The sequence below is a fragment of the Pseudomonas sp. NPDC096950 genome, assembly GCF_044762525.1.
In the GTDB taxonomy this organism is placed as follows: Bacteria; Pseudomonadota; Gammaproteobacteria; order Pseudomonadales; family Pseudomonadaceae; genus Aquipseudomonas.
In genome coordinates this window covers 211,567-235,075 of record NZ_JBIWEL010000001.1, presented here as the reverse complement: position 1 = coordinate 235,075, position 23,509 = coordinate 211,567, and the positions used below count along the sequence as shown (strand labels likewise).

At 61.6% G+C, this 23,509-nt stretch carries 21 protein-coding genes; 16 read left to right on the top strand and 5 right to left on the bottom strand.

Going from position 1 to position 23,509, the window contains the following annotated elements; all coding sequences use genetic code 11:
- The first annotated feature begins 181 nt into the window (after nt 1-181).
- Nucleotides 182-820 (top strand): type 1 glutamine amidotransferase, encoded by a 639-nt coding sequence (locus ACIQY3_RS01150; RefSeq protein ID WP_403016423.1) that lies wholly within the window; start codon nt 182-184, stop codon nt 818-820.
- Nucleotides 821-971: 151 nt separating this feature from the next.
- Here the strand turns inward: ACIQY3_RS01150 and ACIQY3_RS01145 are convergent, their stop codons facing one another.
- Nucleotides 972-1,397 (bottom strand): rhodanese-like domain-containing protein, encoded by a 426-nt coding sequence (locus ACIQY3_RS01145; RefSeq protein WP_403016421.1) that lies wholly within the window; start codon nt 1,395-1,397, stop codon nt 972-974.
- A gap of 101 nt (nt 1,398-1,498) precedes the next feature.
- On the opposite strand from ACIQY3_RS01145, the gene ftrA reads away from it, so the two are divergent.
- Nucleotides 1,499-2,473, top strand: coding sequence for a transcriptional regulator FtrA (ftrA, locus tag ACIQY3_RS01140; protein WP_403016419.1), 975 nt, complete (start codon nt 1,499-1,501; stop codon nt 2,471-2,473).
- A 107-nt stretch (nt 2,474-2,580) separates the two neighbouring features.
- Here the strand turns inward: ftrA and cobF are convergent, their stop codons facing one another.
- Nucleotides 2,581-3,336 (bottom strand): precorrin-6A synthase (deacetylating), encoded by a 756-nt coding sequence (gene cobF, locus ACIQY3_RS01135; RefSeq protein WP_403016418.1) that lies wholly within the window; start codon nt 3,334-3,336, stop codon nt 2,581-2,583.
- A complete protein-coding gene (locus ACIQY3_RS01130) occupies nt 3,336-3,908 on the bottom strand; it encodes a histidine phosphatase family protein (protein WP_403016416.1) in 573 nt (190 codons plus the stop codon). Before ACIQY3_RS01130 ends, cobF begins: the two co-directional genes overlap by 1 nt.
- A gap of 403 nt (nt 3,909-4,311) precedes the next feature.
- Here ACIQY3_RS01130 and ACIQY3_RS01125 point away from each other — a divergent pair, with 403 nt between their 5' ends.
- From ACIQY3_RS01125 to ACIQY3_RS01090, 8 genes are all read left to right on the top strand, one after another.
- Nucleotides 4,312-5,166 carry a MurR/RpiR family transcriptional regulator gene (locus tag ACIQY3_RS01125; RefSeq protein WP_403016414.1) on the top strand — a complete coding sequence of 285 codons (855 nt, stop codon included), beginning with the start codon at nt 4,312-4,314 and terminating at the stop codon, nt 5,164-5,166.
- 2 nt (nt 5,167-5,168) lie between these two features.
- Nucleotides 5,169-5,813 carry a cysteine hydrolase family protein gene (locus ACIQY3_RS01120; RefSeq protein ID WP_054051069.1) on the top strand — a complete coding sequence of 215 codons (645 nt, stop codon included), beginning with the start codon at nt 5,169-5,171 and terminating at the stop codon, nt 5,811-5,813.
- Nucleotides 5,810-7,141: a glutamine synthetase family protein gene (locus ACIQY3_RS01115; RefSeq protein ID WP_403016412.1), complete on the top strand. Its 1,332-nt coding sequence runs from the start codon at nt 5,810-5,812 to the stop codon at nt 7,139-7,141. Before ACIQY3_RS01120 ends, ACIQY3_RS01115 begins: the two co-directional genes overlap by 4 nt.
- Nucleotides 7,125-7,877 (top strand): N-formylglutamate amidohydrolase, encoded by a 753-nt coding sequence (locus ACIQY3_RS01110; RefSeq protein WP_403016410.1) that lies wholly within the window; start codon nt 7,125-7,127, stop codon nt 7,875-7,877. The genes ACIQY3_RS01115 and ACIQY3_RS01110 overlap by 17 nt, the downstream gene beginning before the upstream one ends.
- A gap of 79 nt (nt 7,878-7,956) precedes the next feature.
- Nucleotides 7,957-9,306, top strand: a complete 1,350-nt coding sequence (locus ACIQY3_RS01105; protein ID WP_403016408.1) for an APC family permease — start codon at nt 7,957-7,959, stop codon at nt 9,304-9,306.
- A 121-nt stretch (nt 9,307-9,427) separates the two neighbouring features.
- Nucleotides 9,428-10,444 (top strand): arginine N-succinyltransferase, encoded by a 1,017-nt coding sequence (locus ACIQY3_RS01100; RefSeq protein ID WP_403016406.1) that lies wholly within the window; start codon nt 9,428-9,430, stop codon nt 10,442-10,444.
- Between the two features lie 61 nt (nt 10,445-10,505).
- Nucleotides 10,506-11,540: an arginine N-succinyltransferase gene (gene astA / locus ACIQY3_RS01095; RefSeq protein ID WP_403016404.1), complete on the top strand. Its 1,035-nt coding sequence runs from the start codon at nt 10,506-10,508 to the stop codon at nt 11,538-11,540.
- Nucleotides 11,541-11,731: 191 nt separating this feature from the next.
- Nucleotides 11,732-12,601: an oxaloacetate decarboxylase gene (locus ACIQY3_RS01090; RefSeq protein WP_403016402.1), complete on the top strand. Its 870-nt coding sequence runs from the start codon at nt 11,732-11,734 to the stop codon at nt 12,599-12,601.
- Nucleotides 12,602-12,797: 196 nt separating this feature from the next.
- On the opposite strand, the gene ACIQY3_RS01085 is transcribed toward ACIQY3_RS01090, so the two are convergent.
- Together ACIQY3_RS01085 and ACIQY3_RS01080 are read right to left on the bottom strand one after the other, a co-directional pair.
- A complete protein-coding gene (locus ACIQY3_RS01085; protein ID WP_403016400.1) occupies nt 12,798-14,021 on the bottom strand; it encodes a M20/M25/M40 family metallo-hydrolase in 1,224 nt (407 codons plus the stop codon).
- Between the two features lie 398 nt (nt 14,022-14,419).
- Nucleotides 14,420-15,493, bottom strand: coding sequence for a diguanylate cyclase (locus tag ACIQY3_RS01080; protein ID WP_403016398.1), 1,074 nt, complete (start codon nt 15,491-15,493; stop codon nt 14,420-14,422).
- A 299-nt stretch (nt 15,494-15,792) separates the two neighbouring features.
- Here ACIQY3_RS01080 and ACIQY3_RS01075 point away from each other — a divergent pair, with 299 nt between their 5' ends.
- The 6 genes from ACIQY3_RS01075 to ACIQY3_RS01050 all read left to right on the top strand — a co-directional run bounded on the left by ACIQY3_RS01075 (nt 15,793) and on the right by ACIQY3_RS01050 (nt 23,444).
- Entirely contained in the window at nt 15,793-17,247 is a 1,455-nt protein-coding gene (locus ACIQY3_RS01075; protein WP_403016396.1) for a flavin-containing monooxygenase, read from the top strand.
- Nucleotides 17,248-17,270: 23 nt separating this feature from the next.
- The gene (locus tag ACIQY3_RS01070; protein WP_403016394.1) at nt 17,271-18,197 is read left to right on the top strand and encodes an alpha/beta fold hydrolase; all 927 of its coding nucleotides are present in this window, start codon (nt 17,271-17,273) and stop codon (nt 18,195-18,197) included.
- Complete coding sequence (gene glcD, locus ACIQY3_RS01065) at nt 18,194-19,693, top strand: glycolate oxidase subunit GlcD (protein WP_403016392.1); 1,500 nt, start codon at nt 18,194-18,196, stop codon at nt 19,691-19,693. The genes ACIQY3_RS01070 and glcD overlap by 4 nt, the downstream gene beginning before the upstream one ends.
- Nucleotides 19,693-20,742: a glycolate oxidase subunit GlcE gene (glcE, locus tag ACIQY3_RS01060; protein WP_403016390.1), complete on the top strand. Its 1,050-nt coding sequence runs from the start codon at nt 19,693-19,695 to the stop codon at nt 20,740-20,742. Before glcD ends, glcE begins: the two co-directional genes overlap by 1 nt.
- A gap of 1 nt (nt 20,743) precedes the next feature.
- Entirely contained in the window at nt 20,744-21,964 is a 1,221-nt protein-coding gene (gene glcF / locus ACIQY3_RS01055) for a glycolate oxidase subunit GlcF (RefSeq protein WP_403016388.1), read from the top strand.
- 88 nt (nt 21,965-22,052) lie between these two features.
- Nucleotides 22,053-23,444, top strand: a complete 1,392-nt coding sequence (locus tag ACIQY3_RS01050) for a VOC family protein (protein ID WP_403016386.1) — start codon at nt 22,053-22,055, stop codon at nt 23,442-23,444.
- Nucleotides 23,445-23,509 lie beyond the last annotated feature (65 nt).

Sequence of the window (23,509 nt, the reverse complement as noted above, 5' to 3'; positions counted from 1 at the left end):
GGCCGTGCGCCATGGCGGTGCAAAGACTGTAGGACAAGACCCGATTTCAGATAAAACCTACGGGATAGAGGTGGTTATCCGACTGATGAGTCCTACGACCAATGACGTGTCGAACGTCGCTGGCGATGGCAGATATTTTGCGGCACATTGAGCGCCACCTGCCCCTCGCAAGAGAACCCCGATGACCGAACTGAACCTGATCCAGCACCACCCCGCCGAAGGTCCCGGTGCCATTGCCGAATGGGCGCGGTTGCGAGGGATCACGCTGAAGGTCTTTCGCGCCGATCTCGGGCAGTTGCCGCCGACAAGTGCGGCTCCGGTGATCCTGCTGGGCGGACCTTATGAATCCAACGCCGGGCCTGAATGGCTGGAAGATGAACGCCAGTGGCTGGTGGCCAGCCTGGAGCAAGGCGCCGCGGTGTTCGCCATTTGCCTTGGGGCGCAGCTGTTGGCCTTGAGCCTGGGTGGGAACGTGCGGCGGATGGCTCGTCCTGAAACGGGCTGGACCACCATGAGCTTCGCGGATGGCCAGGTGTTGAACGTGCTGGAATGGCACGAAGACGCGATCGAGTTGCCGCCGGGTGCGCAGTTGCTGGCCAGCAGTGAGGCGTGTGAACAGCAGATGTATCGGGTCGGGCCGACGCGGGTGGGGTTGCAGTTCCATCCGGAGTGGAATGCCGGGTCGGTGGACGTGCTCAATGCGCACTTTGGTGATGAGTCGCCTCTGCCGCGAGGGCAGGATGACAGTGCCGGGCATGCGGCGGTGTTTGAATGGTTGCGGGGGACGCTGGATCAGTGGCGGGAAGTTTCATTGAACTGACGGTGAAACGCTTTTGTGGCGAGGGGGCTTGCCCCCGTTGGGTTGCGCAGCAACCCAAAAAATCTCGGCCGTTGTCGAAAATTCCTGGGAGCGCTGCGCACTCCAACGGGGGCAAGCCCCCTCGCCACAGGAGATCACGGGTGTTTGAGGATCAGCATTCGCAACCGATAGACGCGTGTGCCCCGGAAACACTCAACTCAAACCCCTCATCCAGCCACCCTGTCACTCCGCCAATCATTTCCTTGACCGGGTAACCCAGCGCCGCCAGTTTTACCGCAGCCTTGTTCGCGCCGTTGCAGTGCGGGCCGGCGCAATAGACGACGAACACAGTAGATGTGGGATAAATCGCCAAGGTCTCGGCAGTCATCAGCCGCCCCGGAATATTGATCGCACCGGGCACATGCCCGCGCTCGAAAGCCAACGGGCCGCGGGTATCCACCAGAATAAAATCCACCTCGCCGGCCTGTTGGCTGCCATGCACGTCGGAACAATCGGTTTCAAAGGTCAGGCGATTGCTGAAATGCATCAGGGCAATGGCGGACGGGGCTGCGGGAATGGCGCGTACCAGGCTGGTCATGGGTTGTAGTCCTGAGTCTCGGTGGGTGTAGGACGACTTTATCTGCCGAGCACTTGCCGCTACAGTGGCGCACAAGACACTCACCGGGAACTTTCCGCCAAATGCAGCCCAACCCTGGATTAGTCGCAATCCTGGCCTACGACGGCCTGTGTACTTTCGAGTTCGGCATCGCCGTGGAGATCTTCGGCCTGGCTCGGCCGGAGTTCGATTTCCCGTGGTACACCCATCGGATTGCCGCCGTGGATACAGGCCCGATGCGCGCCATGGGCGGCATTCAAGTGCTGGCGGACGGCGGCATGGAACTGCTGGAAACGGCCCGGACCATCATCGTGCCGGGTTGGCGCGACCGCCAGGCGCCGGTGCCGGAAGCCCTGCTTTCTGCGTTACGGCTGGCCCACGCGAGAGGCGCGCGGCTGCTGTCGATCTGCTCCGGAGTATTTGTGCTGGCGGCCACCGGATTGCTCGACGGTCACCGCGCCACCACCCATTGGCGCTATGCCGGCGAATTGGCCGAGCGCTTCCCGAACATTCTGGTGGACCCGGACGTGCTCTACGTTGATTCCGGCCAGTTGATCACCTCCGCCGGCAGCGCAGCAGGCATCGATGCCTGCTTGCATCTGGTGGCGCGGGACTTCGGTACTCAGGTCGCCAACTCGGTGGCGCGGCGGCTGGTGATGTCGCCACAACGTACCGGTGGCCAGGCGCAGTTTATTCCTACACCCGTCAGTCCGACGCCCCGCAGCGATTTGTCCCGTGTCATGCAATGGGCCCGGGAGCGCTTGCACGAACCGCTGGAAGTGCGCGACCTGGCCAGCGAGGCGGCGATGAGCGAGCGCACCTTCCTGCGCCGCTTCACCGAAGCCAGCGGCCAGTCGCCCAAGACCTGGTTGCAGCATCAACGCCTGGCCCGGGCCCGGGAGTTGCTGGAGAGCACGGGCGACAACACCGAGCAGATTGCCGAGCGTTGTGGTTATCGGTCGGTGGAGAGTTTTCGGGTGGCGTTTCGCAGTGTGGTGGGGGTGCCGCCTTCGGTGTATCGGGAAAGGTTTGGGCGGGGCGAACAAGCTATTTTTTGAGGTGTTCCTCCGGGCGCCTTCGCGGGCAAGCCCGCTCCCACAGGTGACCGCATTCCAATGTGGGAGCGGGCTTGCTCGCGAAGAGGCCTGCCCAGACGACATCTATCTCAAGGCTTACGCAACAAATAGGTATCCATAATCCACCCATTCGCCAACCGCGCCGCCTTGCGCACCCGTTCGATCTCATCTGCCACATCCTTCAGCTTGCCGCTGATAAGGATTTCATCCGGCGTACCCAGGTAGGCCCCCCAGTAAATCTCTGTCTCCTGATCCGCCACGTAGTGGTAGGAATCTTCCGCATCGAGCATCACCACCAGGCTGTCGGCATCACTCACCTGCCCCGCCGCCAGGCGCCGGCCCGTGGTGATTTCAATCGAGCGACCAATGCGGTTCAACGGCACTTTGTGTTGCGCGGCCAAGGCCTGGACGCTGGTGATGCCGGGGATCACTTCGAATTCGAACTCACAACGACCGGAGGCCAGGATCGCTTGCAGGATGCGCACGGTGCTGTCGTACAACGCCGGGTCGCCCCACACCAGGAAACCGCCGCATTGGCCGTCGGACATTTCCTCGTTGATCAGGCGTTCGAAGGTGTTCTGCTTAGCGAGATTCAGATCATCGACACTGGCCTTGTAGTCCACATCGCCACGCTCCCGCTCCGGGCTGTGGGCTTCGACGAAGCGGTAGTCATGATCGGTGATGTAGCGTTCACAGATTTCCCGGCGCAGGTCGATCAACTTGTCTTTGCTCTGCCCCTTGTCCATGAGGAAAAACACGTCCGCCCGATTCAGCGCCTTCACCGCCTGCATCGTGATGTAGTCCGGGTTACCGGCGCCGATACCGATGACCAGCAACGTTTTCATCAAAAGCCTCCGTCAGCGTCAGTGCTCATCAAACGTAGCCGCCAGCGACCGGTGAACCGCAGTTCAATGGCCGACAGCGGTTCGACGTCGATCAGGTTGAACGCCGTGCTGTGCAGTACGTGGGTCAGCACCGCGCGAACAACATAAGGATGGGTAATCGCGACGATATCGCCCGGCGTCGTCTCCAGCGTCGTCAGCCATGCGGCTGCGCGCTCACCGAGTTGCACCACCGACTCGCCGCCGTGAGGTGCGGAATACGGGTCTTCGAGCCAGGCCTGGAGCGCCTCGGGCTCGGTTTTTTGCAGTTCACTGATGCGCTGACCTTGCCAGCGACCGAAATCGCAATCGCGCAAGGCGTCCACGATTTGCGCATCGCTGCCGAACAGTTCGGCGGTCTGGCGGGTCCGGGCTTCGGGTCCACAGAGCAGGCGCGGCGGGATCTTGGAGATTCCGCGACGGGAACATTTCGCCGACTGCCAGACCATTTCCACTGGCTCATCCGTAGGAAAACGCGCCAGTTTTTGTGCGACGGTTCGGGCGTGGCATATCAGGGTCAATCGGGTCGCCTGCACGGGCAATTCTCTTTTTATTGAGGCAAACGGCAATACGCCGCAAACAATCAATTGATTGTGCCGCAAGTTGGGCGAGTTAAGGCACAAACCTGTGGGAGCGGGCTTGCTCGCGAAGGCGGTGTGTCAGGCAACATCAATATTGACTGACACACCGCTTTCGCGAGCAAGCCCGCTCCCACAGGGTATTTCGCCGCACTAAAAAGGTGATCTCCGACACCGATATAGGCAATGTCCTACACACCCTGTCGACATCCACGTAGCCCTTATTACACGGGCATTTCGCCCCGTTCCAACGCCTCACGCTCATGTGTAAAAATTCACTAGACATGTAGCGACAGTTACATAAATACTGTTTTAGCTAATTGTGAAACAAAACCGACACACCCATCCAGCAGGAGCCCGGATGCCCCCCCTTAGAGACCTGATCACCGATCCCGGCCTGGACCTTACGCCGTCGGAACGCAAAGTCATCCGCGCCTTGCTGGACCAGTACCCGCGTAACGGACTGGGCCCGATGTCGCGTCTGGCCGAACATGCCGGTGTCAGCGATCCGACCATTGTGCGACTGGTGAAAAAACTCGGTTTCGGTGGCTACGCCGAATTCCAGGATGCGCTGCTCAGCGACATGGACCATCGCCTGCGCTCCCCCAGCACGCTATTGCAACCCCGCGCCCACCTGCAAAAAGACGATCCGTGGAGCCATTACCTGGAGCAAACCCATCGTTCCATGGTGGAAACCCAGGCCCTGACCCAACCGGAAGATGTGCGGATCCTAGTGGAATGGCTGCTCGACGTGCGCCATCAAGTGCATTGCTTCGGCGGGCGCTTCAGCAGTTTCCTCGCCAACTATCTGCTCAACCATTTGCGCCTGCTGCGCCCCGGCTGCTTCGCCCTGGAAGATAACGCCCAGTTGCCGGACCGCTTGTTCGACGTGCAGCGCCAGGACGTGGTGCTGGTGTTCGACTATCGCCGCTACCAGTCCCAGGCCTTGCGGGTGGCCAGTGCGGCAAAAAATCGCTATGCGCGGGTGGTGTTGTTCACCGACATCTACACCTCGCCATTACGGGAAATGGCCGACTTGATCATCAGTGCGCCGGTGGAATCGGTCTCGGCGTTCGACACGCTGGTCCCGGCACTGGCGCAGATCGAAGCACTGATTGCCTGTCTGACCCTGCGCAGCCCGGACCTCGCCGATCGCCTGGAAGGCATCGACAACCTGCGCTCCGACTTCGACACCCACCTGCTGGAGGAAAAATAAGGATGTTTACGCTCCCCCACCGCTCGCCACGTGACCTGCCCTTTGTCACTGGCCACACCGCACTGCTGCTGGTCGACATGCAGCGGGCCTGGCTCGAACCGCAGTTCGACCCGCACCTCAACGACCCGGATGCCGAGTATTTCCTGACCCGCACCCACATGCAGGTGGTGCCCAATCAGCGGCGGTTGCTCAGCGCATTTCGCGGCGCCCGGCAGAACGTGCTGCACACCCTGATCGAAAGCCTCACCGCCGATGGCCGCGACCGTTCACTGGACCACAAACTCTCGGACATGCACCTGCCCAAGGGCAGCCCGCAGGCGCGAATCATCGATGACCTGACGCCGACGGAAAACGAAGTCGTGCTGCCCAAGACCTCCTCGGGGGTCTTCAACTCCACCAACATCGACTACGTGCTGCGCAACCTTGAAGTCCGGCACCTGGTGATTGCCGGCATCGTCACCGACCAGTGCGTGGACATGGCCGTGCGTGACGCCGCCGACCGCGGCTACCTGGTAACCCTGGTGGAAGACGCCTGCGCGACTTACACCCCGGAACGCCATCAGGCCTGCCTCAACGCGATCAAGGGTTATTGCTGGATCACCGATACCCACACCGTGCTCGGCCGTTTGCAGGAGATGCAGCCATGAGTGCGTGCCTGTTGCCAGTGCCGATGACCACGATCGTCACCACCGACCTGATTGGCGTGACCCGTGGCCGTTCCTTTCCCACGGATGAGCTGGAACACTATCAAGCCATCGGTTGCGGCTGGGTGCCGGCCAACAGCGCGTTGACTCCGCAAGACGTCATCGCCTCCACCAGCCCCTGGGGTGCCTACGGTGATTTGCGCCTGATTCCGGACTTGAGCAGTCGGGTCACGGTCAGCAATGGCCCGGACGCCAATGCTCCGGCTCTGGATTACATCCACGGCGACCTCTGCGAAACCGATGGCCGCCCATGGGCCACCTGCCCGCGCACGCTGTTGCGCAACGAAGTGGAACGCTATCGGGCCGAGTTGGGGGTGCAGGTCAACGCCGCGTTCGAACACGAATTCAACCTGGACAGCGGCGATGCCGACCGTCGCGCTTTCTCCCTGGAAGCCCAGCGTCAGGGTGCCGAATTCGGCGGCTGGCTGCTCAGCGCCTTGCGTGCAGGTGGCGTGGAGCCCGAGATGTTCCTGCCGGAATACGGCAAGCATCAATACGAAATCACCTGCCGCCCGGCGCTGGGTGTCGCGGCGGCGGACCGCGCGGTGAACGTGCGGGAAATCACCCGGGAAATCGCCCGGCAGATGGGCCTGGACCTGAGCTTTGCGCCCAAGACTTCCGAGCACGCGATGTGCAACGGCGTGCATTTGCACATCAGCCTGCAAGACCTGGCCGGGCAACCGCTGCTGTACGACGCCGGCACCACCAATGGCCTGTCGACCCTCGGCCAGCACTGGGCCGCCGGGATCCTGCATTACTTGCCCGCCCTTTGCGCGTTTACCGCGCCGACGCCGGTGTCCTACAAGCGTTTGCTGCCCCATCACTGGAGCGCCTCCTACGCCTGCCTCGGCCAGCGCAACCGCGAAGCGGCGCTGCGGATCTGCCCGACCGTGAGCCTGGGCAGCAAATCCGTGGCGGCGCAGTACAACCTGGAATTCCGCGCCATGGACGCCACCGCCTCGCCGCACCTGGCCATGGCCGCGCTACTGATTGCCGGACGACTGGGCATCGAACAACGCCTGGCGCTGAACGCCATCACCGATGAAATCCCCGACGCCTTGAACGAAGAACAACGCCAGGCTCGCGGCATTGTTGCCCTGCCCGCTTCGCTGCCCCAGGCCCTGGACTGCCTGCGCAACAGCGAGGCGCTGATCGAAGCTTTGCCACAGGCACTGCTCGACTCTTATTTCGCCCTGAAAACCGAGGAACTGACGCTGACGGAACAGCTCTCGCCCACCGAACTCTGTGAGCACTATGCCCGTTTGTACTGAATCCGTTGAACTGGGGCTCTACATTGAGCCCCCGTACACCCTGAGCCGGGAAGCCTCCGAGCACCCGTTGATTCTGGTGTGCGAACACGCCAGCCGTTTTATTCCGCCGGCGTTGAATGACCTGGGCCTGGACGATGAAGCCGCCCGCCAACACATCGCCTGGGACATCGGCGCCCTGGCGCTGGCCCAGCGCTTGTCCGAAATCCTCGGCGTGACCCTGCTGGCGGCCAATTATTCGCGACTGCTGATCGACCTCAACCGGCCGCGCCACGCCCCGGACAGCATTCCGGGTCAGAGCGAGATCTATCAGGTGCCGGGCAACCAGCAACTGGATGAAGCCACACGGGAATATCGTCGGCAGATGCTGTTCAAACCGTTTCACACGCGCTTGCAAACCTTGATCGACGAGCGCGTGGCCCGCGGACAAGCGGTGCGTGTGGTGGGGATTCACAGTTTCACCCCGATTTATTACGGTCAACCCCGGCCGCTGGAAGCCGGCGTACTGTTCGGCGAAGCCCGGCAATACGCCCAACGCATTATTGACGGACTGAACCAACATCCGCTTAAAGTGGCCGGCAATCAGCCGTACAAAATCGACCCGCTGGGGGACATGACCGTGCCAGTACACGGCGATGCCCGTGGGCTGGAGTCGGTGTTGATCGAAGTGCGCAACGATCTGCTGCGCTCACCTGAGGCGATTGAGCGCTGGGCCGGCTACCTCGCCCCGTTGCTGTAGGAAAAAACGTAAACGCTGTGGTTGTACCGACATAAAAACTAAAAAATCGACCGATGAGATGACAAGGAGAGCGGCATTCATGGAAATAGAAGCATTCGGCTACAAGCAGGAGTTGAAACGCAGCCTGACACTGACGGACCTGGTGGTGTACGGGATGATCTTCATGATCCCCATCGCCCCGTTCGGCGTGTATGGCTACGTCAACGCCGAGGCGCCGGGGATGGTGCCGCTGGCCTACATCATCGGCATGGTGGCGATGCTGTTCACCGCCCTGAGCTACGGCAGCATGGCCCGGGCTTTTCCGATTGCCGGTTCGGTTTATTCCTACGCCCAACGGGGCCTGAATCAACACGTCGGCTTCATCGCCGGTTGGTTGATGCTGCTCGACTACTTGCTGATCCCGCCGCTGCTGTACGTCTACGCGGCCATGGCGCTGAATCACCTGTACCCGGACATCCCGAAAGTCGGCTTCATCCTGGCGTTCCTGGTCAGTGCAACCTTTGTAAACCTGCGGGGTATCACCTTCACCGCGCGGATGAACATCGTGTTCCTGCTGGCGCAACTGGTGGTGCTGGGGATTTTCCTGTTCTACGCCTGGAATGCCCTGCACAGCGGCGGCGGTCACGGCGAGCTGACCCTGGCGCCGTTGTACAACCCCGAAACATTCAACTTCGCCTTGCTGATGCAAGCGGTTTCGATTGCGGTGCTGTCGTTCCTCGGCTTTGATGCGATTTCCACACTGGCTGAAGAGATCAAGGGTGACCCGGGCCGCAGCGTCGGCAAGGCTGCGCTGATTACCCTGGTGGTGATGGGCGTGATCTTCGTGGTGCAAACCTGGATCGCCACCGACCTGGCCGCCGGCATGGGCTTCAAGTCCGCCGACACGGCGTTCTATGAAATCGCCGAAATCGCCGCCGGCAGCTGGCTGGCGACCCTCACCGGCGTGGCCACGGCGTTGGCCTGGGGCGTGGCGGTGGCCATCACCTCGCAAGCCGCGGTGTCGCGACTGCTGTTCGGCATGGCGCGGGACGGCAAACTGCCGAAAGCGCTGGCCAAGGTTCACCCGAAACACAACACGCCTTACATCAGCATTTACCTGGTGGCCATGTTGTCGCTGGTGATCTGCTACCTGTTTATCAACTCGGTAGACACCCTCACCTCCCTGGTGAACTTCGGCGCGTTGAGCGGTTTCATGCTGCTGCACCTGACCGTGATCAATTACTACTGGCGCCGGCAGAAATCCGGCCAGGTGGTCCGTCACCTGCTGTGCCCGGTGATCGGCTTCATCATCGTCGCGGCCATCATGTACAACATGGGCGTCGATGCACAGAAACTCGGCCTGATCTGGATTGCCCTGGGTCTGGTCTACCTGTTCTTCCTGAATAAGCTCGGCGCCAGCACGACGCTGCCCGACCCAAGCAACGTCTGACAAGAAAAAGGGCGGCGTCTGACAACAGATCAGGCGACCGCTGCTTCCACGCGTGGAAACCGACAGTGATAGTCAGGTTCGACGGCACACCCGCCGAACCCTTTGATACAGGAGTGCATCCATGCTGGTCTTACGCCCAGTCGAGTTAACCGACCTGCCCCAGTTGCAACAACTGGCCCGTGACAGCCTGGTGGGCATCACGTCCCTGCCGGATGACAGCGAAGCCCTGCGGGAGAAGATTCTCGATTCCTGTGCCTCGTTCGATAAAGACGTTGAAGGCAATGGCCCGGAAAACTACCTGTTCGTCCTTGAAGACCTGAGCACCGGATGTTTGACCGGGTGCTCGGAAGTCCTCGCCACGGCCGGGTTCAGCGAGCCGTTCTACAGCCTGCGTAACCGCCACTTCACCAGTGCCTCGCGGGAGCTGAACATCGAGCACGGCGTGCCGGCGCTGTCGTTGTGCCACGACCTCAGCGGTCACAGCTTGCTGCGCGGCTTCCACATTGATACCGCGCTGGTGCGCACGCCGTTTTCCGAATTGCTGTCACGGGCACGGCTGTTGTTTATTGCTGAGCACCCGGCGCGTTTTTCCGACGCAGTGATCACTGAAATCGTCGGCTACAGCGATGAGCTGGGCCAATCGCCGTTTTGGGATGCCGTGGGCAAACACTTTTTCGACCTGCCCTATGTCGAGGCCGAAAGGCTGTGTGGCCTGGAGAGCCGGACCTTCCTCGCCGAACTGATGCCGCAATATCCGATCTACGTGCCGATGCTGCCCCAGGCTGCGCAGGACTGCATCGGCCGGATCCACCCCGACGGCCAGGAAGCGTTCGACATCCTGGAACGCGAAGGCTTCGAAACCAACAGCTACATCGACCTGTTCGACGGCGGCCCGACGCTGTATGCGCGCACAGCCGGCATTCGCTCCATCGCCCGCAGCCACAGCGCCGCCACGCAAGTAGTCGAGGCTATCGACGCCCGTGGCAGCTATCTGGTGAGCAATGATTCATTGAAGGACTTCCGCGCCATCGTCGCCGAACTGGCCTTCGACGCCGGACAACCGGTGGGGTTGAGCGCCGAGATGTGCGCCGCCCTGAACGTGAGCGATGGCAGCCCGATCCGGCTGATCGCCCTGTGAGCAACACCCGGCCCCGTGCCCAACGACAGCGCCCGAGCACGCGCGCATTAGGAGTTGCATCATGATTGTCCGTCCGGTTCACGTCACCGACCTGCCCGCCCTGATGGCGCTGGTGAAAGAAGCAGGCCCTGGGTTCACCACCCTGCCGGCCAATGAAGAACGCCTGGGCCACCGTGTGCGCTGGTCGCAACGGACCTTTGCCGAACAGGTCGAGCGTGCCGACGCCGATTACCTGTTCGTGCTGGAAGATGACGATCAGCGCGTGGTCGGGGTCAGTGCCCTGACTGGCGCGGTCGGCATGCGCGAGCCCTGGTACAACTACCGGATCGGGCTGACGGTCAGTTCGTCGCCGGACCTGGGTATCCAGAAGCAGATCCCGACCTTGTTCCTGAACAACGAAATGACCGGCCAATCGGAACTCTGCTCGCTGTTCCTGCACCCCGACCAGCGCGAGGGCCACAACGGTCGATTGCTGTCCCTGGGGCGGCTGTTGTTCGTCGCCGAGTACCCGCAACTGTTCGGCGAAAAACTTATCGCCGAACTGCGTGGCAGCGCCGACGAACAAGGCAGTTCGCCGTTCTGGGAGAGCCTGGGCCGGCATTTTTTCCAGATGGATTTCAGCTACGCCGATCATTTGTCGGGGCTGGGCCATAAATCCTTCATTGCGGAACTGATGCCCCGCCAGCCGCTGTACACCTGCCTGCTCACCGAACAAGCCCAGGCCGTGATCGGCAAGGCGCACCCGAACACGCAACCGGCGCTGAAAATCCTCAACGCCGAGGGTTTTGCCCACAAGGACTACATCGACATCTTCGACGGCGGCCCGGTGATCGAAGCCCAGGTGTCGAAAATCCGCACCGTGCGCGACAGCCAGCCACTGGTGTTGGGCATCGGCACCCCGGACGACCAGGCCCCGGTGTGGCTGATCCACAACCGCCGCATGGAAAACTGCCGCATCACCACCGCCAAGGCGCGGCTGGTGGGCAACAGCCTGATCGTTGACCGACTCACCGCCAAGCGCCTGCAACTGCAACCGGGGAACTCGGTGCGGGCGGTGCCGCTGTTGAATCAGGAGCAGCAGGCTGTGGCGGCGTGACCATCCGTGCCACAGGTTATTCATCTATTTCTCGACTGACTGCATCATCCCCCAACCACAAGGTGCGGTATCGATTCACCCGTTTGTAAATTCGTCATCCTACTGACCGCGCGCGCGTGATAGCCTTTTGTTCCTTCGGCGTTGACACTTTTGCTCAAGCCCTTCCATTCCAATGCAGTGGTGGAACTCATATGTCCAGGCTTTCCCATCAAGATTTGCGCCGTAACTTCCGCCAATTGCTGGCTTCCGACACGTGCTACCACACCGCTTCCGTGTTCGACCCGATGTCGGCCCGCATCGCCGCTGACCTGGGTTTTGAAGTCGGGATTCTCGGTGGCTCGGTCGCGTCATTGCAGGTATTGGGCGCACCCGACTTCGCGTTGATCACCCTCAGCGAATTCGCCGAACAAGCCACCCGCATCGGCCGCGTCGCCCAATTGCCAGTGATTGCCGACGCCGACCACGGCTACGGCAACGCGCTGAACGTGATGCGCACCATCGTCGAACTCGAACGCGCCGGCATCGCCGCGCTGACCATCGAAGACACCCTGCTGCCGGCCCAATTCGGCCGCAAGTCCACGGATTTGATCGGCGTGGCCGAAGGCGTCGGCAAGATTCGCGCGGCGCTGGAAGCCCGGGTCGACAAGGAAATGGCAATCATCGCCCGCACCAATGCGGGGATCCTGCCGATCCAGGAAATCATCAACCGCACCCAGCAATACCAGAACGCCGGGGCCGACGGGATTTGCATGGTCGGCGTGCAGGACTTCGACCAACTGGAAAAAATCGCCGAGCACCTGAGCGTACCGTTGATGCTGGTCACCTACGGCAACCCGGCCCTGCGCGACGACAAACGCCTGGCGGAACTGGGTGTTCGCGTGACCATCGACGGGCATGGCGCGTACTTTGCGGCGATCAAGGCGACATACGACAGCCTGCGCGAACAACGTCAGATCTTCACCCAGGCCTCGGACCTGAGCGCGACCGAGCTGACGCACACCTACACCCAGCCTGAAGATTACATTCGTTGGGCGGAAGAGTTTATGCGCGTCAAGGAGTGATGGTTTCGGCCGTCACGACGCCTTCGCGAGCAAGCCCGCTCCCACAAGGGATCTCGGTTGAACACACATTCTGTGATCAACACTGATCCCCTGTGGGAGCGGGCTTGCTCGCGAAAGCGCCAGCCGCTGCACCGCTAAACCGTGGCCTTCTGATCGTTCCCACGCTCCGCGTGGGAACGATCGGTGGTGGCGTGGTTTATCGCTTGGCCAACTCCATGATCATCCGCGACAACAGATAAATCCGCGGCGTCACGCTCTCCACTTCCGCGTATTCCTCCGGCGTATGGATATTGCCGCCGACAATCCCGAACCCATCCAGCGTCGGCGTGCCCACACCCGCCGAAAGGCTCGCGTCTGCTGCCCCGCCGCTGCCTTCTTCGGTCAATTTGCGGCCAATCTCGCCGTAGATCCCTTGGGCCATGGCCATCAAGCGATTGGATTCCGGGGTCTGCGGCATCGGCGGCAAGCCGCGTTGCAGGGTAGTGGTCACTTCGGTGTCCGGGATCAACTTGTCCTTGGAGACTCGCGCCAAATCCTTCTCGATCCGGTCGAATTCTTCCGGCACCGCCGCACGCACGTCGGCCTTGGCGGTGGCCTGGTCCGGGATCACGTTGGTGCGGTCGCCGGCCTTGAGCACGGTGAAGTTGATGGTGGTTTTTTTCGCTTCGTCACCGAGTTTGCCCAGTTGCAGAATCTGGTGCGCGGCTTCCATCGCCGCGTTGCGCCCCAGTTCCGGTGCGACACCGGCGTGAGCCGCTTTGCCCTTCACCTCGACCACGGCGGTGGCGCTGCCTTTGCGCCACACCACCAGGCCATCCGCCGGACGACCCGGTTCGAGGTTGAGGGTCACGTCGTGGGCCTTGGCGGTTTTCTTGATCAGGTCGGTGGCGACGTCCGAGCCCGTTTCTTCGCTGGCATCCAGCAGGAACGTGATTTGCGCGTAGTCCTTGAAGTCGAGGTTTTTCAGGACTTTCAGCGCGTAGATCCCGGCGACGATGCCGCCCTTGTCGTCCATCACGCCCGGCCCGTAGGCGCGACCGTCCTTGATGTGAAACGGACGCTCGGCGGCCGAGCCTTCCTTGAACACGGTGTCCATGTGCGCCATCAGCAGGATTTTCGCCTTGCCGGTGCCTTTGAGCGTGGCGATCACGTGGCTGCTTTTGTCCGGGGTGTTGGGCACCAGTTCGATACTGAAACCGAGTTTTTTCAACTCGTCGACGGCGATGTCGCGGACTTGGGTCAGACCCGGCTCGTAGCCGGAACCGGAGTCGATGTTGACCAGTTTTTCCAGCAGCTTCAGGGCGTCGGCCTTGTACTGCTCGGAATCGGCGAGGACTTGCTTGTTAGGTTCGGCGAAGGCTGCGGGGGCGAAGGCGCCGAGGGCGAGGGTCAGGGCGAGACTGGTGAGTTTGAACGTCATGAATCGGTCCTTGTTTCTTGTCGGGGGTTCCTGAACCCTACCTGACTGTGGCGCAAGGCTCTATACCGGATGCGACATTGTGGGAGCGGCTTGCTCGCAAAGGGGCCCGGTCAGTCGACATCACTATCGACTGACATACCGCTTTCGCGAGCAAGCCCGCTCCCACAGGGGATTTGTGTTTCTCCAAAATTTTGTGACCGACACCGGGTAAATGTGGGAGCGGGCTTGCTCGCGAAGGAGCCCGGTCAGTCGACATCACTATTGACTGACATACCGCTTTCGCGAGCAGGCTCGCTCCCACAGGGGATCTTCGTTGAGCACCCGTTTTGTAATCGACGCCGAACAAATGTGGGAGCGAGCCTGCTCGCGAAAGCGGAGTGTCAGGCGACATCGATGGATCAGACCGAATCCAGCAACTCATGCCGAGGCTTTCCATCACCGCAGCAGATAACCCGATTCCTGCCGGTGGTCTTGGCTTCATAGAGCGCCTGGTCCGCATCGTTAAGCCACAAGGTCGCATCGGTGTGCGCCGGGTTGAACGCCGCCAGACCAATACTCAGGCTGACTTTCAGCGCCGGGTTTTGTTCGTAGCCGAGGGTGGCGAAGCGATCGCGCAAGGCGTCCATCGCGGCGGCGGCGCTGTTGAGGGGCAGGTCCGGGAGGATCACGCAGAATTCGTCGCCGCCGTAGCGTCCCGCGACATCCGCCGCGCGCAGGTTTTGTTTAAGCATTTTGCTCAGCTGACGCAGGACGATGTCCCCGGCGACGTGGCCGTAGGTGTCGTTGATGCTTTTGAAGTGGTCGATGTCGATCAGCGCAATCGCCCCGCCCTGGTTCTGGCGCTGGCAGCGCTGGAATTCGATTTCCAGTTGATCCTTCCAGGCGCCGTGGTTTAGCAGGCCAGTGAGGCTGTCGGTGCGACTCAGAGCCAGCAGTTCACGTTTTTGTCGGCCGAGAGTAATGGCCTGGCGAAAGCAGATCCAACCCAGCGCCAGCGGGTACAGGCACAACAAGGGCAAGCAGGCGTAGAGCTGCAACGGACTGGTGTGCGGGATGAACGCGGGGCTGAACACCAGAATACCGACGCCCACCCCGAGGATTTGCGCCACGGTGCCGGCCAGGAGAAAACGCAAGCCGCCAATGGCCACGTTGTTCATGGCCATCATGGAAATCGTCGTGGCGCTGGGCAATGGATTGAACTGCATGGCCGCGACCCAGAAGCCGCCGAGAAAGGCGTCTACCAGCAAATTACGGTGTTCGGCATGGTAAGGAAGTGTGGCACGGCGGGCCCATTGGTAGGCCAGGTGCGGCCAGATGAGGGCATTGAACAGCATCACCACCCAGACCCACGGTGCCGGGTCGAGCGGGTACATCGCCGCGCTCACGCACATCAAGCCCAGGGCCAGACCCAAGGTTCGCGACGTGTATAGCCTCCTGGCCAGTGAAAGTCCCTTTCCTCCCGTTTTTGCCATAGAGGCCTCTACCACTGAACGGAACCTGATCACACCGAGGGTTGCGGGTGTGAACGGAGTCTATCAGGGCAACGGCGAATAGCCATCACCGGCTGGCGGTGAATACCCGGACATATGTCTCTCTCCATAACCCTGTGGGAGCGGGCTTGCTCGCGAAGGCGTAGTGTCAGCCGACATCCATTTTGACTGACACACCGCTTTCGCGAGCAAGCCCGCTCCCACAGAAAAGCAGAAGCGTCGACCTGCAGATTGGCTATACATGAAGGGATGGTTCGATAAACAACGACAACAGGAGGCCCATGCAAACCTTTCAAGTGTTGATCATCGGCAGCGGTTTTGGCGGCCAGTGCGCGGCGATCAATTTGCTCAAGGCCGGCATCAGCGATTTTCGACTGTTGGAGCGGCGGGACTTTTTCGGCGGCACCTGGTGCCAGAACACCTACCCCGGTGCAGCCGTCGATGTGCCCTCGCCGCTGTATTCGCTGTCCTTCGCGCCCTACCAATGGACGCAGATGTTCGCCGAACAGGCCGAACTGCATCGCTATACCCAACATGTGGTGGAGCACTTTGGCTTGCGCGACAAAGTGGAACTGGAGGCCAACGTCGAGAGCGTCGAATGGGACGAGGCCAACAAACGCTGGGCCGTGTACACCGACAGCAAAGGCACGTTCTACGCACAGTTCCTGATCAACGCGACCGGGCCGCTGAGTCAACCGGTGGTCCCACACTTCGACGGCCAGGATCGCTTCCTGGGCAAAACCTTTCATACCAACAATTGGGATCATTCCTACGACTACAAAGGTAAACGGGTCGCCGTCATCGGCAGCGGCGCCAGTGCAGCCCAGGTGATCCCGGCGATTGCCCCGGACGTCGAGCACTTGCACGTGTTCCAACGCACCGCCCATTGGGTGCTGCCCCGCGCTGACCGCACCTTCGGCCGTTTCCAGCGCTGGTTGCTCGGGATCAAACCGGCCTACAAGCTGCTGCGCTGGACGATCTACTGGCTGTTCGAAACCCGGGTCATCGCGTTCAAATATTCGAAACCGGCGATTCACCTGGTCCAGCAACAGGCCCTGCGTTTCCTCAAACGTCAGGTGCCCGATCCCGAATTGCGGCGCAAATTGACCCCGGATTTCACCATCGGCTGCAAGCGCGTGGTGGTTTCCAGCACCTTGTACCCGGCGCTGGGCCGGCCGAACGTGACGCTGTACAGCCGCGAACAAGGTATCGCTTCCCTCGATGAAACCGGCATCAACACCCTCGATGGCCAGCACATCGACGTCGATCTGATCGTCTGGTCCACCGGTTACGACGCCACCGACGGGGTGATTTCCTACCCGGTCACCGGCAAACACGGCAAGCGCCTGAAAGACGTCTGGGCCCAATACCCGCGGGCTTATCTGGGCACCAGCCTGCCGGATTTTCCCAACCTGTTTATCGTCACCGGCCCCAACACCGGCATCGGTCACACCTCGGCGCTGTTCATCATCGAATCCCAGATGAATTACATCCTCGGCTGCATTCGCACACTAAAAGAACAAGGCTTGCGCAGCATTGAAGTGCGCCCCGAAGCGGAACGTACCTACACTGAAATGATCCACCGGGAAATGGAGCGCACGGTATGGAAGTCCGGTGGTTGCCACAGTTGGTATCAAAGCAAGAGCGGTCATGTGATCGCCATGTTTCCGGGGTTCAGTTTCAGTTATCACCGCTTGACCCGAACGCTCAAACCCGCCGACCACATACTGTCCTGATCATGTAATAAGGAAGACGCCTGATGCTTTTGTTGGTAGTAGCAATCGCGGTTTTCGCCGCCTGGAGCTGGCTCAGCTACCCGGCTGTCGGTCATTGGATATATGACTTGAGCATGGCCCTGGAAGCCAAGCTGTATCGGCTGCACAAGATTGTTGTGCCGATCAGCGAAATGACCGTTTCGACCTGGCAAGGTGGCCCGTACGAAGCGTCCAGCAGCATATTGATGCTGCACGGTTTCACCGCCGACAAGAACCTCTGGCTGCGCTTTGCCCGGCATTTTGTCGGCGACCACCGGGTGATCATCCCCGACCTCGCCGGCCACGGTGAAACCGGCTTCAAGGCCGGAGGTGGCTACGACATCGGCTTGCAGGCCAAGCGAATGATCCAGTTGCTGGACGTGTGCGGGGTCGAGAAAGTGCACGTGATCGGCAGTTCCATGGGCGGCTATGTTGCGGCATGGCTGGCTGCCACTTATCCAGAGCGCGTGACCTCGGTGGCGCTGCTCGACCCGGCGGGCGTCACCTCCCCGGAAATCAGCGACATGGACCGCCAGTTGGAAAAAGGGCACAACCCGTTCTTGATCCACTCAAGGGAAGAATTCGAGTACTTCTACGCCATGTCCATGGCCAACCCGCCGTGGGTGCCGGGCGTGGTAATGGCCGCCATCGCCCAGCGTTACGAACAGAGCCGTGACGCGTTTGCGGAAATCTTCAAGGACTTCCGCGCCAGCCCGCCGATGGAGCCGAAACTCTCCGCCATCAAATGCCCGGCGCTGCTGTTGTGGGGGCGCAAGGACCGCATGATCGATGTCAGCAGCGTCGCGGTGTGGAGCAAAGGCATTGATAACTTGCGGGTGGATATCTGGGAAGGGATTGGCCATTTGCCGATGGTCGAGCAACCGGCGAGGTCGGCGCAGTTGTATCGGGAGTTTCTGGGACCGCAAAAATGAACATTCTGTATGACGAACGCATCGACGGCGCTCTGCCCGACATGGACAAAGCCGCCCTGCTCAACCGGCTGAACCAGCAAATCCCCGACCTGGACTTGCTCTGGCGCGAAGAAGAACTCAAGCCCTACGAATGCGACGGCCTCTCGGCCTATCGCACCACGCCGATGCTGGTGGCCCTGCCACGGCGCCTGGAGCAGGTGCAAAAACTGCTGGAGATCTGCCACGCGCAACACGTTCCGGTGGTGGCGCGAGGGGCCGGCACCGGGTTGTCCGGCGGCGCGTTGCCCCTGGAAAAAGGCGTGTTGCTGGTGATGGCGCGTTTCAACAACATCCTGCACATCGACCCCGCCGCCCGTACCGCGCGGGTCCAGCCGGGGGTGCGCAATCTGGCGATCTCGCAAGCGGCGGCGCCCTTCGGCCTGTATTACGCGCCGGACCCGTCCTCGCAAATTGCCTGCTCTATCGGTGGCAACGTCGCGGAAAACGCCGGCGGCGTGCATTGCCTCAAGTACGGCCTGACCGTGCACAACCTGCTGAAACTGGAAGTGCTCACCGTCGAAGGCGAACGCCTGACCTTGGGCTCCGAAGCCCTGGATTCACCGGGTTTCGACCTGCTCGCACTGTTCACCGGTTCCGAAGGTTTGCTCGGGATCATCACCGAAGTCACGGTCAAGTTGCTGCCCAAACCGCAAGTCGCCAAGGTCCTGCTGGCCAGTTTCGATTCGGTGGAAAAGGCTGGCCGCGCCGTGGCCGATATCATCGCCGCCGGGATCATCCCCGGCGGCCTGGAAATGATGGACAACCTGGCGATTCGCGCCGCCGAAGACTTCATCCACGCCGGCTACCCGGTGGACGCCGAAGCGATCCTGTTGTGCGAACTGGACGGCGTCGAAGCCGATGTCCACGACGATTGCCAGCGGGTGCGCGAAGTGATGCAACAGGCCGGCGCCAGCGAAGTGCGCCAGGCCCGGGACGAGGCCGAGCGCGTGCGTTTCTGGGCCGGGCGTAAAAATGCCTTCCCGGCCATCGGGCGCCTGTCGCCGGATTACTACTGCATGGACGGCACCATTCCGCGCCGCGAATTACCCGGCGTACTGCAAGGCATCGCCCGCCTCGGCGCCCAACATGGCTTGCGAGTCGCCAACGTGTTCCACGCCGGCGACGGCAACATGCACCCGCTGATCCTGTTCGACGCCAATCAACCCGGTGAACTGGCCCGGGCCGAAGCCCTGGGCGGGCAGATTCTCGAACTGTGCGTGAAGGTCGGCGGCAGCATTACCGGCGAGCATGGTGTCGGCCGGGAAAAAATCAATCAGATGTGCGCGCAGTTCAACAGCGACGAGTTGACCCTGTTTCACGCGGTCAAAGCCGCGTTTGATCCACAAGGCCTGCTCAACCCCGGCAAAAACATCCCGACCCTGCACCGCTGCGCGGAATTCGGCGCGATGCACATCCACGCCGGGCAACTGCCGTTTCCTGAACTGGAGCGCTTCTGATGCTGGAATTCGATGCCAGCGCGACGCTGCTGGAGCAGGTCAATCAGGCTCGAGAGAACGCCACGCCGCTGCGGATTCAGGGCAGCAACAGCAAGGCGTTTCTCGGTCGCGAGGTGGCCGGGGAAGTGCTCGACACCCGCGCCCATCGCGGCATCGTCAGCTATGACCCGACGGAACTGGTGGTCAGCGTCCGCGCCGGCACGCCGCTGAGCGAACTCTTGGCTGCGCTCGACGCTCAAGGGCAGATGCTGCCCTGCGAGCCGCCGTCCTTCGGCGAAGGGGCGACCGTGGGCGGGATGATCGCGGCGGGACTGTCCGGGCCTCGGCGGCCATGGTCGGGATCGGTGCGGGATTTTGTCCTCGGTACGCGGGTGATCACCGGCCTGGGCAAACACCTGCGCTTCGGCGGCGAAGTGATGAAAAACGTTGCCGGTTATGACCTGTCGCGCTTGCTGGTGGGCAGTTACGGATGCCTCGGCGTGCTCACGGAAGTCTCACTCAAAGTGCTGCCAAAACCCCGGCAATGCCTGAGCATCAGCCTGGAAATCGACAGCGCTCGGGCGTTAAGCAAACTCGCTGAATGGGGCCAACAGCCACTGCCGATCAGCGCCGCGAGCCATGATGGCCAGCGTTTGTATCTGCGCCTGGAGGGCGGCGAAGGCTCGGTGACGGCGGCCCATCAACGGCTGGGCGGCGAACCGGTGGATTCGGGATATTGGGCATCGTTGAATGAGCAGCGACTGGGGTTTTTCGATGAAGGTTTACCGTTATGGCGACTGTCGCTGCCGAACAATCTCGGGCCTTTGGCGTTGCCCGGCGAGCAGTTGATCGACTGGGCCGGCGCGCAACGCTGGTTGAAATCCGAGGCCACTGACATTCAGTCGATGGCCCAGGAACTGAGCGGCCACGCCACCTGTTTCAGCCACGGCGCCAGCGAAACACCGTTTCAGCCGCTGGCCCCGGCGCTGCTGCGCTACCACCGGCAACTCAAGGCGCAACTGGACCCGCAAGGGCTGTTCAACCCCGGCCGGATGTACGCGGAGTTCTAGCATGCAAACCACCCTCAGCGAACAATCGCGCAAACTGCCTCGGGCCGAAGAGGCGGAAAAGATCCTGCGCACCTGCGTGCATTGCGGATTCTGCAACGCCACTTGCCCGACGTATCAACTGCTGGGGGATGAACTGGACGGCCCGCGCGGGCGGATTTACCTGATCAAGCAAGTGCTGGAAGGCGCGCCGGCGACAGCGAAAACCCAACTGCACCTGGACCGTTGCCTGTCGTGCCGCAACTGCGAAACCACCTGCCCGTCCGGGGTCGATTATCACAACCTGTTCGACATCGGCCGGGCGGTGGTCGATCAAGCAGTGCCGCGCACGGCGGGCCAACGTTTGTTGCGCGAGGGCCTGCGGGCACTCGCGCCGAACCCGAACCTGTTCAAGTCGCTGCTGCGGATCGGCGCGACGTTCCGTCCGTTGTTGCCGCGCAGTGTCGAAGCGAAGCTGCCCCATGACCTGCCCGCCACCGGCGAGCGCCCTGCCCCTCGACATGCGCGGCGGGTGTTGATGCTCGAAGGCTGCGTGCAACCCGGACTGTCGCCCAACACCAATGCGGCTACAGCACGGGTATTGGATCGATTGGGGATCAGCGTGATCCCGGCGCCGGAGGCCGGTTGTTGCGGTGCGCTGGACTATCACCTCGATGCCCAGGCCAAGGGGTTGGAGCGCGCCCGGAACAACATCGACGCCTGGTGGCCGCATCTGGAAAACGGTGCCGAAGCCATCGTTCAGACGGCCAGCGGTTGCGGTGCTTTTATCAAGGATTACGGGCATTTGCTGGAGGGCGATCCGGTGTATGCGGCCAAGGCGTTACGGGTCAGTTCTCTTGCGCTGGACCTGGTGCAAATACTGGCCGATGAACCACTGGAGCGAGTGTGCGCCGCGACGGATCGCAAGATTGCCTTCCATTGCCCCTGCACGTTGCAGCACGCGCAGAAACTCGGCGGCGCCGTGGAAGCCGTTTTGACTCGATTGGGTTTCAACCTGACGGCGGTTCCCGACAGTCATTTGTGTTGCGGCTCGGCCGGCACGTATTCGCTGACCCAACCGGAACTGGCCCGACAACTGCGGGACAACAAGCTCAATGCCCTGGAAAGCGGTGGCCCGGAACTGATCGTCACCGCCAACATCGGCTGCCAGAGTCACCTCGCCAGCGCCGGGCGAACCCAGGTGCGGCACTGGATCGAACTGGTGGACCAGTCGCTGGGAGAATGAAGTTCGTAGGAATCTTCGTTTGTCGCCGTCGCCGAAGGCTGCGATCTTTTCTCTCATCCTCTCTGTCACCGCGCCAGGAAATTTTTTCATGAGCCACCCGAGCTTCGTCAGCCCCGACCTGATCCGCCAACGCTTCTCCAAAGCGATGTCCGACATGTACCGCGAAGAAGTGCCGCTGTACGGCGCGCTGATGGAACTGGTGGAACAGACCAATCGCGACGTGTTGGCCAACGATCCACAGATCGCCCGGCAGCTCGAAAGCACCGGCGAGATCCAGCGCCTGGACCTGGAACGCCACGGCGCGATCCGCGTCGGCACCGCCACGGAACTGGCGACCCTCGCCCGGCTGTTCGCGGTGATGGGCATGCAACCGGTGGGTTATTACGACCTGACCCCGGCGGGCGTGCCGGTGCATTCCACGGCGTTTCGTGCGGTGCATGAGGCGGCGTTGCAGGTCAGCCCGTTCCGGGTGTTTACCTCGCTGCTGCGGCTGGAATTGATCGAAGACCAGGCACTGCGGGCGTTTGCCCAATCGGTACTGGATAATCGCTCGATCTTCACCTCCGAGGCGTTGGCGCTGATCGAACAAGCCGAATCCCAGGGTGGGCTGACCGAAAAGCAAGCCTGGGAATTCGTCGAGCAGGCGCTGGAAACCTTCCGCTGGCACCACAGCGCCACGGTCACCGCCGCGCAATACCAACGACTCAGCGCCCAGCACCGACTGATCGCCGACGTCGTGGCGTTCAAAGGCCCGCACATCAATCACCTGACCCCGCGCACCCTGGACATCGACATCGTCCAGGCACAAATGCCCGCCCACGGCATCACCCCCAAAGCCGTGATCGAAGGCCCGCCGCGCCGCCAGTGCCCGATCCTGCTGCGCCAGACCAGTTTCAAAGCGCTGGACGAGCCGATTGCCTTCACCGATCAAGACCAGACACGCGGCAGCCACAGCGCGCGTTTCGGCGAAATAGAACAACGGGGCGCGGCGCTTACACCTAAAGGCCGGGCACTTTACGATCGTCTGCTCAATGCCGCGCGGGATGAGCTGAAGGACTTCCCGAATGAAGCCAACGCTGCGCGCTACAACGAACTGATGGCCCAGCACTTTGGCGAATTCCCTGACACGCTTGAGGGCATGCGCCGACAGGAACTGGCGTACTTTCGCTACTTCGTGACGGAAAAAGGCCTGGCTGCTGATGGGCTCGATGGCGTGACCCTGGACGATTTGCTCAGCGGCGGGTACGTGCGGGTTGAACCGCTGGTGTATGAGGACTTTTTGCCGGTCAGCGCGGCGGGGATCTTCCAGTCGAACCTGGGGGATGCGGCGCAAACCCACTATGGCGTGCATTCGAACCAGCAGGCGTTTGAGCAGGCGCTGGGGCGCAAGACGATTGATGAGTTGGGGTTGTATGCGCAGACGCAGCAGCGGTCGATTGATGAGTGCGGCAAGGCATTGAGATTATCGAATCTGACCTGATCTTGTGGCACACACATCATTGTGGCGAGGGGGCTTGCCCCCGTTGGGGCGCGAAGCGGCCCCTG